The sequence below is a fragment of the Caballeronia sp. INML2 genome (assembly GCF_023631365.1).
GTDB classification, from domain to species: domain Bacteria; phylum Pseudomonadota; class Gammaproteobacteria; order Burkholderiales; family Burkholderiaceae; genus Caballeronia; species Caballeronia turbans.
Genome location: NZ_JALQDH010000085.1, coordinates 25,831 through 40,416, shown reverse-complemented (window position 1 = coordinate 40,416; position 14,586 = coordinate 25,831). Strand labels below are relative to the sequence as shown.

Annotated in this window: 14 protein-coding genes and 2 riboswitches; of the genes, 6 read left to right on the top strand and 8 right to left on the bottom strand. The window is 64.2% G+C overall.

Going from position 1 to position 14,586, the window contains the following annotated elements:
* Positions 1 to 292 precede the first annotated feature (292 nt).
* Entirely contained in the window at positions 293 to 1,201 is a 909-nt protein-coding gene (gcvA, locus tag NCT32_RS29370; protein ID WP_250490851.1) for a transcriptional regulator GcvA, read from the bottom strand.
* Positions 1,202 to 1,306: 105 nt separating this feature from the next.
* Here gcvA and NCT32_RS29365 point away from each other — a divergent pair, with 105 nt between their 5' ends.
* The 3 genes from NCT32_RS29365 to NCT32_RS29355 all read left to right on the top strand — a co-directional run bounded on the left by NCT32_RS29365 (position 1,307) and on the right by NCT32_RS29355 (position 4,730).
* Positions 1,307 to 2,149 carry a DMT family transporter gene (locus NCT32_RS29365; protein WP_250490850.1) on the top strand — a complete coding sequence of 281 codons (843 nt, stop codon included), beginning with the start codon at positions 1,307 to 1,309 and terminating at the stop codon, positions 2,147 to 2,149.
* A gap of 201 nt (positions 2,150 to 2,350) precedes the next feature.
* Complete coding sequence (locus tag NCT32_RS29360) at positions 2,351 to 4,372, top strand: diguanylate cyclase domain-containing protein (protein ID WP_250490849.1); 2,022 nt, start codon at positions 2,351 to 2,353, stop codon at positions 4,370 to 4,372.
* A 139-nt stretch (positions 4,373 to 4,511) separates the two neighbouring features.
* Entirely contained in the window at positions 4,512 to 4,730 is a 219-nt protein-coding gene (locus tag NCT32_RS29355) for a hypothetical protein (protein WP_061121340.1), read from the top strand.
* Between the two features lie 99 nt (positions 4,731 to 4,829).
* On the opposite strand, the gene NCT32_RS29350 is transcribed toward NCT32_RS29355, so the two are convergent.
* From NCT32_RS29350 to NCT32_RS29330, 5 genes are all read right to left on the bottom strand, one after another.
* On the bottom strand, positions 4,830 to 5,468 hold the full coding sequence (locus NCT32_RS29350; RefSeq protein ID WP_250490848.1) for a hypothetical protein: 639 nt from the start codon (positions 5,466 to 5,468) through the stop codon (positions 4,830 to 4,832).
* 627 nt (positions 5,469 to 6,095) lie between these two features.
* On the bottom strand, positions 6,096 to 6,620 hold the full coding sequence (locus tag NCT32_RS29345) for an SLATT domain-containing protein (RefSeq protein WP_250490847.1): 525 nt from the start codon (positions 6,618 to 6,620) through the stop codon (positions 6,096 to 6,098).
* A gap of 62 nt (positions 6,621 to 6,682) precedes the next feature.
* Complete coding sequence (locus NCT32_RS29340; RefSeq protein WP_250490846.1) at positions 6,683 to 7,090, bottom strand: VOC family protein; 408 nt, start codon at positions 7,088 to 7,090, stop codon at positions 6,683 to 6,685.
* Positions 7,087 to 7,596 carry a helix-turn-helix domain-containing protein gene (locus tag NCT32_RS29335; RefSeq protein WP_250478100.1) on the bottom strand — a complete coding sequence of 170 codons (510 nt, stop codon included), beginning with the start codon at positions 7,594 to 7,596 and terminating at the stop codon, positions 7,087 to 7,089. Before NCT32_RS29335 ends, NCT32_RS29340 begins: the two co-directional genes overlap by 4 nt.
* Before the next feature lie 227 nt (positions 7,597 to 7,823).
* Positions 7,824 to 8,708 (bottom strand): LysR family transcriptional regulator, encoded by an 885-nt coding sequence (locus tag NCT32_RS29330; RefSeq protein WP_250478099.1) that lies wholly within the window; start codon positions 8,706 to 8,708, stop codon positions 7,824 to 7,826.
* Between the two features lie 77 nt (positions 8,709 to 8,785).
* Here NCT32_RS29330 and NCT32_RS29325 point away from each other — a divergent pair, with 77 nt between their 5' ends.
* Positions 8,786 to 10,087: an aspartate aminotransferase family protein gene (locus NCT32_RS29325; RefSeq protein ID WP_061121346.1), complete on the top strand. Its 1,302-nt coding sequence runs from the start codon at positions 8,786 to 8,788 to the stop codon at positions 10,085 to 10,087.
* Between the two features lie 63 nt (positions 10,088 to 10,150).
* Here NCT32_RS29325 and NCT32_RS29320 read toward each other — a convergent pair whose 3' ends face one another.
* Entirely contained in the window at positions 10,151 to 10,630 is a 480-nt protein-coding gene (locus tag NCT32_RS29320; protein WP_250490845.1) for a VOC family protein, read from the bottom strand.
* Between the two features lie 39 nt (positions 10,631 to 10,669).
* Entirely contained in the window at positions 10,670 to 11,944 is a 1,275-nt protein-coding gene (locus NCT32_RS29315; RefSeq protein WP_250490844.1) for a D-amino acid dehydrogenase, read from the bottom strand.
* A gap of 65 nt (positions 11,945 to 12,009) precedes the next feature.
* Positions 12,010 to 12,114, bottom strand: a riboswitch (glycine riboswitch).
* Between the two features lie 10 nt (positions 12,115 to 12,124).
* Positions 12,125 to 12,198, bottom strand: a riboswitch (glycine riboswitch).
* A 120-nt stretch (positions 12,199 to 12,318) separates the two neighbouring features.
* On the opposite strand from NCT32_RS29315, the gene NCT32_RS29310 reads away from it, so the two are divergent.
* Together NCT32_RS29310 and NCT32_RS29305 are read left to right on the top strand one after the other, a co-directional pair.
* Positions 12,319 to 13,572: a cation:proton antiporter gene (locus NCT32_RS29310; protein WP_250490843.1), complete on the top strand. Its 1,254-nt coding sequence runs from the start codon at positions 12,319 to 12,321 to the stop codon at positions 13,570 to 13,572.
* Positions 13,573 to 13,628: 56 nt separating this feature from the next.
* Positions 13,629 to 14,447, top strand: coding sequence for a LuxR C-terminal-related transcriptional regulator (locus tag NCT32_RS29305; RefSeq protein ID WP_250490842.1), 819 nt, complete (start codon positions 13,629 to 13,631; stop codon positions 14,445 to 14,447).
* Positions 14,448 to 14,586 lie beyond the last annotated feature (139 nt).

Sequence of the window (14,586 nt, the reverse complement as noted above, 5' to 3'; positions counted from 1 at the left end):
TCTGGCAGCGATGCTAACCCGCGTCTGATTCCGCGCGCCAGGCCAGCCCCTGCCTCGCGGAGTCATACTGACTAATGCGAAACGCGGACCATCATCGATACATCAAAAAACCATCAAGCCTCGATGATGAAAACGGACCCGTCTTGCAGAAAGCGGCTGAAGCTCATTTCAGCGGACCGTGGCCCCAGTTCATCAGCGAATAACGCCAGTGCGAATGCTCGACGTCGTGCGGACGTTGCGCGAGGGTGCCGTTTGATATAGCCGATCACTTTGCGCACGTGCGCATAGGTATTCACCCTTCATGCTCGATTTCGAACGCCTGGCCCTCGTGCTCCAGCCACGAGCGAAACAGCACGATCAGATCGTCTTCGGCCTTTTCATCGGCGATATAGGTGCAGTAGCTGCGCGACGGCAAACGCGGACCGGCAAACGGCGCGACGAGCCGTCCCGCGGCGAGGTCGTCGGCGACGAGAGCGGTCGGACCCATCGCGATGCCCATGCCATCGACAGCCGCCTGCAAGGTCAGATAGAAGTGATCGAAAGTCAGCACCGCCGCGGGCGTGAGCGCGGACTGGCCCACCTGCGCGAGCCAGTCAGGCCAGACGCGCGGCAAGCTCGACGTATGCAGCAGAGTGTGCCGCCGCAAGTCTTCAGGCGTTCGCAGCGGCAAGCGGCGCAGCAGCGCCGGACTGCACACGGGCAAGCGCGACTCTTCCAGAAACGGCCGCATTGTGTACCCATAGAACGTGTCCGGGCCGCCACGGATCACGATGTCATGGGCATCCTTCAGGCGCTCCACCGGCTCGTTCGACGTCTCGATCCTGACTTCGACGTCGGGATGACGCACGCGGAATTTTTCGAGCCTCGGCACGAGCCAGCGCAAGGTAAACGTCGCGGGCGCATCCATGGTCAGCGTGCGCGACACCTTCGCCGACACGCCATAGCGCGCGGTGGCCTGCGCAAGCTGATCGAAAAGCGGACCGATCTCCGCGAGATAAGCCCGCGCCGCAGACGTCAGCACGACGCGCCGGTTATGGCGCTCGAACAGTGACGCGCCGAGCCACGCTTCGAGCAGGCGCACTTGCTGGCTGATCGCCCCGTGCGTCACATGCAATTCGGCCGCGGCTTCCTTGAAGCTGCCGAGCCGCCCTGCAGCCTCGAAGGCGCGCAACGCGTTGAGCGAAGGCAATGACGGTCTCATTCACAAGAGATTTTCTAACACGACTACGCAATTTATATGCTTTGTCGCCCGCAGACAAGATAGTTATTCTGTAAATCGTCCGTCACATAATCAACATAAAAACGCATGTTCACTTACACCGGCGGAGTGGTTCTCCTCGCAGCCGTGCTTCACGCGAGCTGGAACGCGATGCTCCATGGCAACCGCGACCGGTTCCTCTCGATGACATGGATGAGCATCGCGATCGGGGTCGTGTCGGCGCTCGTCGTCCTCTATCTGCCGATGCCCGCGAAAGCCGCGTGGCCGTACATCGTCGCTTCGGGGCTCGTGCATATCGTCTATAACGTGAGCCTCGTGCGCTCGTATCGTCGCGGCGATCTCGCGCAGGCTTATCCGATTGCGCGCGGGTCATCGCCGATGCTCGTTACGCTCGGCGCGGCGCTCTTCGCGCACGAAGGCATCGGCTTGCTGCATGCGTTCGGCATCGTGCTGATATCGGGCGGCATCATGGCGCTCGCGCTGCAGGGCGGACGCGTGTCGCGCGCGGGCGGGCTCGCCGCGCTGACGACGGGCGTGACCATCGCGATCTATACGGTCATCGACGGTATCGGCGTGCGTCTCTCCGATGGCCAAGCGCTCACCTACACCGCATGGATGTTCATGTTCTACTGGCTGATGCCGGTGATCTTCGTCGCGAAGCGCGGCCTTCCGGCGCTCTGGACGCCCGTGAAGGAAGCGCCGATGGCCGTGGGCTCGTCGCTCGCGGGCGGACTCGTGTCGATCGCCGCCTACGGCATCGTGATCTGGGCGATGCAGTCCGGCGCGATGGGCGCGGTATCCGCGTTGCGCGAGACGAGCGTCGTGTTCGCAGCACTCATCGGCCGCGTGTTCCTGCGCGAGCTGGTGAGCGCGAAGCGCTGGCTCGCATGCGTGGTCGTCGCGGGCGGGGCCGTGTGTCTGGGACTTTGAAGGCGGGCTTTGAAGCGGGCTATGAAGCATGCCGCGAAGTGAGGCTCAAGGCTGCCTTTGATCGACGAATCGGGATTGCGCAGGGTTCGATAAATTGCTCATCGTGGCATTGGGCGCGATGGCAAACCGCGGCGCACAGTGTCAGTGACGCGCGTAGCGCGATGTTGCCGTCTGTGTGACCGAGAAGAATCGAGAACGACCTTGCAACCCGTACACGAATGGCATGCGGCGCCTTTGCCCGCCGATGAAGCGAAGCGGCTCCAGGTGCTGCGAAGCCTCGACCTGCTCGACACTGCGCGCGAAGAAGTCTTCGACCGGGTGACGCGCGTCGTCGCTGAACTGTTGCAGGTGCCCATCGCGCTGGTGTCGCTCGTCGATGAACATCGTCAGTGGTTCAAATCGCGCGTCGGGCTGGATGTCTGCGAAACCGCGCGCGACGTGTCCTTCTGCGCGCACGCGCTGCATTCGGGGCGCCTGCTGCTCGTCGAGGATACGCAACACGACGTACGCTTCGCGGGCAATCCGCTCGTCACGGGCGCGCCTCATATCCGCTTCTATGCGGGCGTGCCGCTGCGCTCGTCGCACGGGCTCGTGCTCGGCACGCTGTGCGCCATCGACACGAAGCCGAGAACGCTGAGCGCATCCCTGCAAGCCGCATTGTGCGATCTCGCGGCCACGGTCGAGCGCGAGATCGTCCAGCGCGAAGCCGCACGCGAGACGCGCGAGCTTCAGGAAGCCGACCGTCGGAAACTGCGCCTGTCCGAGTCGCGCTTTCACACGATCTTCCAGCAGACGCCGACGGGCAAGGCGATCGTCGATCTGAACGGCCGCTTCGTCGAAGTCAATCCGAAGCTGTGCGACATCACCGGTTATAGCGCCGATGAACTCGTCACGATGACCTTCCAGCAGATCACCGAGGAAGCGGACCTTTCCGTCGATCTGCAACTCGTCGCCGAACTGCTCGACGGCGCCAGAAAAACCTATACGCTCGAAAAGCGCTATCGACGCCGCGACGGCGAACTCGTGTGGATCGAGCTTTCCGTCGCGCTGATTCGCGACGATCGCGGCGCGCCGCTGCACTTCGTGAGCGTGATGCACGACATCACGAGCCGCAAGCACAGCGAACAGATGTTGCGCGATTACCGGCAGGAGCTCGAACGCCGCGTGCTCGAACGCACTTGCGAACTCACCAGCAGCCGCGTCGCGTTGCAGACGATCACGGACAACCTGCCGGTGCTGATCGCCCATGTCGATGCCGACCTGCGCTATCGCTTCAACAATCAGGTGTATCGCGAGGTGTTCGGCATCGAGCCGGCCGCGTTGCGCGGCAAGCGCATTCGCGACACGATCGGCGCGACGGCGTTCGGGCGCTGCCTGCCGTTCTTCCGCCGCGCTCTCGCGGGCGAGCGCGTGACGCATGAGGACATCGTCTACGAAGGTGCGCCGGGGCGGATCTGGAACGCGACGTATATCCCCGAATTTCAGCGCGATGATGTCGGCGGCTTCTACATCATGTCGCAGGACATCACCGAGACGAAGCGGCGCGAGAACCAGATGCGCTCGGAAGTGATGCTGGACGCACTGACGGGCCTGCCCAACCGCCGCGCCCTTGCAGAGCAACTCGCCCTTTGCATCGAAGCGGCCCGCGACGACGACGTGCCCTTCGCGCTCTTCTTCATGGACCTCGACGGCTTCAAGAGCGTCAACGATCAGCACGGACACGATGCCGGCGACGCCCTCCTGAGACAAGTGGCCGCGCGTCTGAAGAAGACCACGCGCGCGGGCGATCTCGTCTGCCGCCTCGCCGGAGACGAGTTCGTGCTGCTCGCGCGAGGCATTTCATCGACGAGCGCGTGCAGCCGCATCGCGCAGGACATCTGCCGCGCGATCGGCCGGCCTTTCGAGCTCGGCTACGCCGAGGCGCGACTCGGGACGAGCGTGGGCATCGCGATGTGCGCCGGCGGCTTCGACACTTCCGCCGACGCGATTCTCGGCGACGCGGATCGCGCGATGTATGAGGCCAAACGAAGGGGCGCAACGGGTTTCGTTTCGCGCCCGTGCTGGCGGACTCGGCCGCGCATTCGACCAACTATCGCCGTGAAATTTTCACGATGCGGAATTGAGGTCCGTTGCCCGAAAATCCACGCTGCATGGCAGCACGGCGCGGGTTGCACATCGGAGGATGGGCTTTCTCATCATGAGAGTCCGCGCTTAACGCATTGATTCTCCTGCATTTTTATATTGCTGCCGTCACCCCGCAAGGCAACCGGCCGCCGTCGTTTCTTCGATAACCTCTTATACAAGAGGTGACGTTCGCCGATGCGAACCGCCCAGTGCTTTCCAATCACGCGGGAGTAACGCAATGCAGAATGTCTATATCGAACCGATGCCGAAGGGCCAGTGGGGACCAATCGATGGCTACACGCTCGAATTCCACGACGGCACGAAGATCACGCCGCAGGTTTATCGCTCGGAGCGGCTTGCCGTCGATGAAATCAAGCTGCGCGGGTATTCGCCGCTGGTCGCGACCGTGCGTGTGACGGACAAGACCGTCGATGATCACTGGCAGCCTGCCAATTAAAGAACCCACACGCGCTTCGCGTCTCGCGCGAAGCGCATTCTCCTTTCCAGTCTCGCCCCCGCCTGGCCGGAAGTTTTTATCCGGCGATTCGCCTTCCGCTCAATTCTTCGCTTTGCCCGGCTTCCAGCTTCCGTCGGCGGTCATGGCCGGTTTCACCGGTGATGGAATGGCCGCGACCTTTTGAAATTCCTTTGTCCCTGTTTTCGCTCGTGCAACCGGGGGAGGATTCGGCGATTTGTTCGCCTGCCGATGCTTCGGCTCCGCGCTAGCGACGCGGCGTTCCGGTTGCTCCGTACACGCACGACCGGTCTTATGCGCACACGCGGCGGCGGGTTTGGAGGCGACCTTGGACACGGGCTTGGAAACAGTCTTGGGCGCGGCTTTGCTCGAGTGCTGCACACGGGTCGCCGAAGGTTTGGCCGCGACCGGTCGTTCGCTCACGACGGCCTCGCGAGTGTGATCATCGCTGGATGCGGCAACCGCAATCAAGGGTGAAGCCGTTTCGACTGGAGGATTCGTCGAAGCGCGAGACGGCGCCTCGACGATTCGCTGCGGCGGCACGTCGGCTTTCGGCGCTGCCTGCCCAACGCTGCCGACCACCGCGACTGGGAGAGTCCCTGCGCGTGGCATCGAAGAATGCTGGTCGAAATAAGCGCGTATCAGGAAACACGCCGCAATCACGATGCCGCCCATTGCGACCGTAGCCAGTATCGAATTCGATGCGCGATGCGGTTCCATCACGGCCGCCGCGCTGGCGGACGCGCTCGCGGGCGCGGGCAAACGCGGTTCGCGCCGACGCGGACGCACGGTCCATCGCACGCGCGCCACTTCGTCTTGCGCCTGAAAATGGCGCGTCACGCCGCGCGCCGCTTCGACAGCCCGCAGCGACGTCTCCGCGCCCTTCGTCAGTACCGCCCCGTGCCTGTCCGCGCCGCAGAACGGGCATACGCTTTCTTCTACGGATGAAAGGCTTTCACATCGGGGGCAGATGACGAGATATAGCGACGAGCAGCCTGCCCGCTGGTCCATTGTCACACTCCATCCGAATCAGTTCGGAAGGCCGATCGACAATCAGCGATCGCCCGGTCGCAAGTAATACATACGAATCACCGTAGCATACCGGGCAACGTTTCGGAAGAACAAACAAACGCATTGGATGCGTTCAATCTTCAGGTGAATAAGTCTCTTTGAAAGATGCGTCCGGCTATGGATTCAAATGGGCGACGAGCGCGAGAAGCCGAGTGATTTCGCGCGTTCTGCGTTTCGCGCGACGGTGCGTTGAGGAAGACAAACGGTAGCGCCGGCGCAAAAATTTCAATGTACTGACCATTCAAGCTCTAATCGAGATACCGCGCCGGACCGAGCTTACCCCTTCGCCTCCATCGCCCCGCCACTCGCCAGCGTGCGCGGCAAATGCGGCGCGGTCTGCGCGATATGGTCGAGTTCGTCGCGCACTGCATCGATCACGCGGACATCGTGCATACAAGGGTCCGCTGCATGGATCGCCTCGAGACGCCGCCGCACCGCGCCGTACTGCGCACCCGCACGCCGATGGAGTTCGGCCCGCTCGCTGTAGCGCAGGAACGTCTGCAATGAGGCGAGCACGGCCGCGCTGAGACTCGTCATGCCGATGACGACGCGCACATCCGGCGACATCGCCGTCGCGACGAGCGACAGGAACGCCGACGTGCCCGTCGCCGCCGTGATGCCGATGACGCCGAGGCCGAGCCGTCTGCCGCAGCCTGTCAGCCTGTCGGCCATCGTGTAGTGACGAATTTGCGATTCGCGGGCACGCCTGATCCAGGCCAGCACGAGCGCCGGCGTGTCGCGAGGCGGATCGTACGAGCAAGCCGTGCCGGTTCGTTGCGGTTGAAGGTGCAAGTCGGTCATGTTCTAAACGTTGTATGAACAGACTTCATCTTCTTCGCAAGCACGGACAGAACATGTCCCGATCAGCGCGGCGCCTGGATCATCTTCCAGCCGTTGCCGGCGGGATCGCGGAATCCGGCATCGACGCTGCCGAAGCGATCGACCGGCTCCTGCGTGAACTCCACGCCGCTCGCCTTCAACCGCTCATAGGTGGCGCTGCAATCCGCGACGGACAGCACGAGCGGCGGCATCGCGCCCTTCGCGACCATCGCGCGCAAAGTGAGCGCGGTGGCGTCGTCGTGAATGGGCGGGCCGGGCGCGAACAGGCCGAGCTGAAACGACGGTTGATCCGGATGCTGCACGGTGAGCCATCGGTACGTGCCGTTGCGCACGTCGGTGTGAACGCGGAATCCGAGCTTGTCGACGTAGAACGCGAGCGCTTCGTCCTGATCGTCGACATAGATGCCCACCACGCTGATGCCCTGGTTCATGCGACCTCCTTCGTTGAAGATGGCCGCACTGTACCGTTCGCCCCGCGCCGCCGCTTCTCCAAAACTGCGATCGTGAGATCGGGGCGCTGCGCCGCCTTCAGCACGCAGGCGGGCACGCGCTCGAGCGCGGGAACGTCTGCGCGGGATTCGATGCGCATCGCGCCCGGACTGTGACCGGTGATATCGCGAAAGATGCGGCCGAAGGTGCCGAGGCTCTCCCAGCCGGTGACGAAGGCGATGTCCGTGACGGAAAGATCGGTGTCGCGCAACAGCGTGACGGCCTGCTCGATGCGCCGCGTCAGCAGATAGCGATGCGGCGGAATCCCGAACGCCCGCTTGAACGAGCGCGCGAAATGGGCTTCGGAAACGCCGCTGACTTCGGCGAGGCGCCTGACCGGCCAGTCTTCATGCGACGACGCATCCATGCGGTCCTTGGCGCGCAAGAGGCGCCGCAGCAGCGCCGGGTCTTGCGAGTCGTCGGCGCTGTCGTGGTCGCGAGATGGCATGGCGTTCAGGGCGCGGAAAGTGAGCGGCTAGTGTAGCCCGCGCGCGCAATCTTCCGCTGCAAAAGAAAAACGTCGTGCGGACGGAATCCGCACGACGCGAAGTCGCTCACTCCCTGGAGGGAAAAGAGCTGGAGGGGATGGAAAGCATCGTAGCGCGCGTCAGCAAATCGCCAAGCGCCGGAAAGCGGGCGATTCTCGGCCTACTTCGCCGAATCGAATCAATCTCATCAAAGCAACGGCAGCGTGAGCCGGATGTGGTCCGCAAATGCCGCCGTCAGCAGCGAAGGCCGGTCCCGCGCGAATTTCAGCGATATGCCCACGCCCGGCAAGGCAGGCAGGCCGGGGTCGGCATTCAGCACGCAGAGGTCCGCGGGCACCGCCGTCTGCGTGATGACCGCGAAGGCCTGCCCGGAGCGCACGAGCGCGGTGAGACCCGCGAGGCTGCTGCTCGCGTACGCGATGCGATACGCCTTGCCCGTGCGCTGCAACGCCTCACACGCGGCAATGTGATCGAGCGTATCCGGATCGGAGAGCGCGAGCGGCAACGGGTCGTAGTGCGCCGAATCCATCCCCGGACAGCCGATCCAGACAAGCTGCTCGCGCCGGATCACGTCGTCGCCGGGGCTGTCTTCGGGCAGCGAGAGCATCGCGAGATCGAGCGCCCGCTTCTTCAACTGCTCGGCGAGCCGGGGCGTCGGGCCGCACACGACTTCCACCAGCGCATGGGGATGCTGGCTCGAAAACTGCCGCAACAAGGCCGGCAGAAAAACGGCCGCGTAGTCGTCTGGACAGCCGAAACGGATGCTGCCCGACAGCCCCTTGCCGCATAAATCGGCCATCGCCTCGTCGTGCAGCCGCAGGATGCGCTGCGCGTGAACGAGCAGACGCTCGCCGGGATTCGTCAGCACGACGCCTCGGCCAGTGCGCTGAAAGAGCGGCTGATCGACGATCTCTTCCAGCCGCTTCATCTGCTGACTGAGCGCGGACTGCGTCCGGCCGATCCGCTCCGCCGCGCGGCTCAGCGCCCGCACTTCCGCGATGACGGCAAACGATCGCAGCAATTCGATCTCGAGCGAAAGACTCAAGGTATTAGCGCCTCTTCTATCTTGCATTAGAACTATTCGATTCTATAAAACCAGAGCGCCGACTACACTGCAAATTCCCTTCACCTTTCGAGAGGAGAAGCAAGGTGTCCCGGAACGACGACGCAATTTTTTGGCAGAACGCCAGACAGCACCTCATCCGCTACGGCGGCACATTCGAGCCGATGATCATCGAGCGCGCCCAGGGCAGCTTCGTCTACGACGCCGACGGCCGCGCGATCCTCGATTTCACGTCGGGACAGATGAGTGCCGTGCTGGGGCACAGTCACCCTGAAATCGTGTCGGTGATCAGCGAATATGCGGGCAAGCTGGACCATCTCTTCAGCGGGATGCTGTCGCGTCCCGTGGTCGATCTCGCGACGCGTCTCGCCGATATCACGCCCGCCGGGCTCGATCGCGCGCTTCTGCTCAGCACGGGCGCGGAGTCTAACGAGGCGGCGATCCGCATGGCGAAGCTCGTCACGGGGCGGTACGAAATCGTCGGCTTCGCGCAGTCGTGGCACGGCATGACGGGGCATGCCGCGTCGGCCACGTACAGCGCCGGGCGCAAGGGCGTCGGTCCGGCGGCGGTCGGCTCGTTTGCGATTCCCGCGCCGTTTCCGTATCGCCCGCGCTTCGAGCGCAACGGTCACTACGACTGGCTCGCGGAACTCGACTACGCGTTCGATCTCGTCGATCGTCAGTCGAGCGGCAATCTCGCGGCGTTCATTGCGGAGCCGATCCTGAGCTCGGGCGGCATCATCGAATTGCCGGAAGGCTACATGGCGGCGCTGAAGCGCAAGTGCGAGGCGCGCGGCATGCTGCTGATTCTCGATGAAGCGCAAACCGGCATCGGCCGCACGGGCACGATGTTCGCGTGCCAGCGCGACGGCGTCACGCCCGACATCCTCACGCTATCGAAAACGCTGGGCGCGGGTTTGCCGCTCGCGGCCACCATCACTTCGGCGGCGATCGAAGAAAGAGCGCACGAACTCGGCTATCTGTTTTACACGACGCACGTGTCCGATCCGCTGCCGGCTGCCGTCGGCTTGCGCGTGCTGGACGTGGTCGAGCGCGATGGGCTCGTCGCGCGCGCGAACGTGATGAGCGCGCGGCTCAGACGCGGGCTGCTCGATCTGATGGAGCGCTTCGACTGCATCGGCGATGTGCGCGGACGCGGTCTGCTGCTGGGTGTGGAGATCGTCAGGGATCGCCGCACGAAGGAGCCCGCCGATGGACTCGGCGCGAAGATCACGCGCGAGTGCATGAAGCTCGGGTTGAGCATGAACATCGTGCAGTTGCCTGGCATGGGCGGGGTGTTTCGTATTGCGCCGCCGCTTACCGTGAGCGAGGAAGAGATCGATCTCGGGATTGATTTGCTCGGCAAGGCTATCGAGCGTTCGCTGTAGGTCTTGCCGGATCCCGGCGAAAGCCCGATTAACAAAAGCTCCAAGCACGCCCTGGACGTAGCGTCAACGATGCGCGCCCGCCGCCGCGCGCTCGATCACGGCGATGTCGATCTTCTTCATCGTCATCATCGCGTCCATCGCGCGTCGCGCGGCTTCGCGATCGGGGCCGCTGAAAATCTCGAGCATCCGCTTCGGCGTGATCTGCCATGAAAAACCCCAGCGATCCTTGCACCAGCCGCACCGACTTTCCTCGCCCCCATTGCCGACGATCGCGTTCCAGTAGCGATCGGTCTCTTCCGCGCTGCCGGTATGCACCATGAAGCTCACCGCTTCGTTCGGCTTGAAGTTTGGGCCGCCGTTCAGTCCGAGGAAGCGCTGGCCGAGCACGGTGAACTCGACGGTCAACTCCGGCCCCTGCCCCACGCCCGGCTTCGCGGACGCATGGCCCGCGCCGACGCGGCTATCGGGAAAGGTGGCGGCGTAGAACTCCGCCGCTTCACGGGCATTACCGTCGAACCAAAGGCAATTGACGAGTTCGGCCATTTCGCGCTCCTTCGGACAGTGAACAGTGCGCCGACGATATCACGCCGGCGTATCCATCCTCACCCGCGACGACGCGCCAACGTGCACGCGCTTCGAAGGCAAACGCTGCAACACCGCCTCCGCAACGATCTCCGCCGTCGCGGCCGACAAGGTCCAGCCGAGATGCCCGTGCCCGGTGTTATAGAACACGCCCGGACGCCTGCCCTGCCCGACATTCGGCAACATGCCGGGCAGCATCGGGCGCAGGCCGCTCCACGAAATCACGCGCGCGGTCGACACATCGGGGAAATGGCGCCGCGTCCATTCGACGAGCGGCGCGATGCGGTCCGCGCGGATATCGCGATTGAAGCCGTTCAGCTCCGCCGTGCCCGCGACGCGGAAACGGTCCGCGCCGAGCCGGCTCGTGACGATTTTCGCGCGGTCGTCGAGCAGGCTGACCCACGGCGCGCGATCGCGGCTCTTCGCATCGTCGAGCCAGACGGTGATCGAATAGCCCTTGACCGGATAGACGTTGAGATGATCGCCCGCCATCGATGCAAACGCCCGGCTGCCCACGCCCGCGCAGATCACGATGCCATCGAACTGGAGCGCCTGCGCCTCGCCCGCATGCTCGACGGTCAGCGTGAGCCGCCCCGCCTGTTCGTCGATGGATGTCACCGACGTGTCGTAGCGGAACTCGACGCCGTGCCGCGCGCATGCATCGGCGAGTCCGCGCGTGAACTTGTGGATGTCGCCAGTGGAATCCGACGGCGTGAAGAAGCCGCCATGAAACGAGCCGCGCAAGGCCGGTTCGATCGATGCGATCTCTTCCGGCGCGACCGGGTGACAGTCGAGGCCCGCGTCGCGCAGGATTTCATTGACCCTCGATGCGGCGTCGAACTCCTTGCGGGTCGCGTAGAAATGCAGAATGCCGCGCCGTTCGAAATCGAAATCGATGTTCTCGTCCCGCGCGATGCGAAACAGATGCTCGCGCGCCGCAATCGCAAGGCGCACCGTCTCGGCGGTATTCGCACGATAGTTCGGAATCTGACGCAGGAACTCGCCGATCCAGCTGTACTTGTGCCAGCCCGGCCGCGGATTCATCAGGAGGGGCGCGTCGCGCGTGAACATCCACTTGAGCCCTTTCAGCACGGTGGAACGGCTATTCCACACTTCGGCGTTGCTCGCCGAGAGCTGACCGCCATTGGCGAAGGACGTTTCCATCGCCGCATAGCGATGACGCTCGAGAACGGTGACGCGAAAGCCGCGCTGCGCAAGGGCGTAAGCGGTCGTGACGCCGGTGATCCCGGCGCCGATGATGGCGATTCGTGACATGACATGATCCAGATTGATTGAGCATCGCCGGCCTTGGCCACATGCCGCAGCCGGCACCGATGCCCCATCTGTCCATGTACCTGAGAGTTTCGCCCGCGGGCCGCCCGACATTCGCGTCGGCAGCCGGGGCTCCCCTTCGGTGGGCGCGTTCAGGCGCCGCTCTCCAGATGTTCCGGCGCGCACGGTCCTTTTGCCTGAGAGTTTCCGGGGCGGTTGCTCCGTCGGCGTCGTCGCGGGGGACGAGCTCTTCCGTGGCGCGTTGTCGAACTTTTCGACAATACCGGTACAAAACTGACGTGGCAAGCCCCCGTCACGTTGACAGACCGCCGCGCTCGCCGTCAGACTCCCGTCGTTCGTTCTTTCGCAGCTCAAAAATGCCGTCTTCCCAATTGTCCGTCTACTTTTTCGCGCAGGCCGCGGTGATCGTGCTCGCGAGCCAGCTTGTCGGCAGGCTTGCGCAGCGCGTCGGCCAGCCGCAAGTGGTCGGTGAAATGATCGCGGGCGTGCTGCTCGGGCCGTCGCTCTTCGGAATGCTTCTCCCGCACTGGCAGCAGGCGCTCTTTCCCAAGCCGACGATGGGCATGCTCTACGTCGCAGCGCAGCTCGGCGTCGGGCTCTACATGTTCCTCGTCGGCACGGAGTTTCGCGCGGACCATTTCCGCGCCCGCGCAAGAAGCGCGATGAGCGTGTCGCTTGCCGGCATCGTGGCGCCGTTCGCGCTCGCGTTTGCGCTCACGCCGTGGCTGCACACGATCCCCGGTCTCTTCGCGGAGAAGGTGCGGCTCTACGAGGCGTCGCTCTTCCTCGGCGCGGCGATCGCGATCACCGCGTTTCCGATGCTCGCGCGCATCATCCACGAACGGGGGCTTGCCGGCACATCGCTCGGCACGCTCGCGCTGACCGCGGGCGCATTCGACGACGCCGCCGCGTGGTGCATCCTCGCGATCGTGCTCGCGAGCTTCGGCGGCTCGTGGATGGGCGCCTACGCGGCGATCGGCGGCGGCGCGGCCTTCGCGCTCTTCATGATCTTCGCCGGCGGGAAGCTGCTGCGCCGGCTCGCGGCCGGATTGAATCCGCACACACCGCTGCCCACGAGCGTGCTCGCCACCGTCATGGTGCTGTTCTCGCTCTGCGCATTCGCGATGGACGCAATCGGCATCCATGCCGTGTTCGGCGGCTTCCTGCTCGGCGTGGCGCTGCCGCGCGGCCCGCTGACGGAAAAGCTGCGCGACATGCTGCAGCCCTTCGTCGTCGTGTTTCTGTTGCCGATGTTCTTCACCTACTCGGGCCTCAACACGCGGCTCGACATGCTGATGGACCCGGCTATCATGCTTGCGGCCGTCGTCATCCTGCTCGCGTCGTTCGGCGGCAAGGGCATCGCATGCTGGGCGGCCGCGCGCGCCAATGGCGAGCCTTCCGGCGACGCAATGGCGATCGGCGCGCTGATGAATGCGCGCGGTTTGATGGAACTGATCATCATCAACATCGGACTCGCGGCGGGCGTGATCCTGCCCGGACTGTTTTCGATCCTCGTGCTGATGGCCGTGCTCAGCACGCTGATGGCCACGCCGCTCTTCAACTGGATCGTGCGCCGCAATGCGGCGCTGCGCTCGGCTATCGCGCGCTAGCGGGCGGGAGCGCGGGCTTAGAATAGCGGGACCCCACGTATCTCGTTCAGCCCATCATGCGCTCCTGGCGACTCGACCGCGTCTCATCGAACGGGCAGCTCGATCTCAGCCGCGCCACCGGGCTCGTGTCGTCGATCGGCAGCGAGGATTCCAACGCGCTCGCCGCCGAAGTGCTGAAGCTGCTCGGCGACGTCGCCTCGATTTCGCAGTGCACGATCTTCGCGTATGAATTCGGCAACCGGCCGCGCACGGTGTCGGTGGCGGATCATCGCGGCGGGCGTTTCCTGCGCGATGTCGCCGACACCTACGCGCGCCATTTCTACGCGCTCGACGGCAATCAGAAGATCGTTTCCTCGGCGCGCAACGACAAGCCCGGCTCCATGCTCGTGCTCCATCGGCAGACGAGCGAGGACATCGCGCACGAGGCGTATCGCGCGGCGTGCTATCACCAGCCGAACGTGTCGGACCGCGTGTCGCTGCTCGTGCAGCCGAGCGCGGATCTGTGGCTCTCCGTGAACCTGTATCGCGACACGCGCTTCGGCAACTACCATCCGCGCGAGATCGCGTTGATCGAAGCGATGGCGCCGCTCATCGCGCACGCGGCGAAACATCATTACGCGATCTGCGGGCAGCGCGACATGCCGATCTCGCATCTGATGCTCGCGCGCGTGCGCGGCCTGTGCCCGGAGCTGTCGAAGCGCGAACTCGACGTGCTGACCGGCGTGCTCGAAGGCCGCACCGCGCAGGAAATCGGCGATGCGATGGGCATCAAGGCGACGAGCGTCGTCACATATCAGAAGCGTGCATACCGCAGGCTCGGCATTTCGAGCCAGCGGCAACTGTTCGCGCTGTGCATCGGGCCGGGCAAGGTCTGACGATTCCCCTGCGTAAGTGTTTTCCCCGGGCCGCTGACGGCCTCGCGCTGTACCCAAATTGAGGACAAGCGGCACGATTGCGCGCTTCATACTCCGACGCATCAGATGTCCGACAGAGCGACACGACCGGAGACGACAG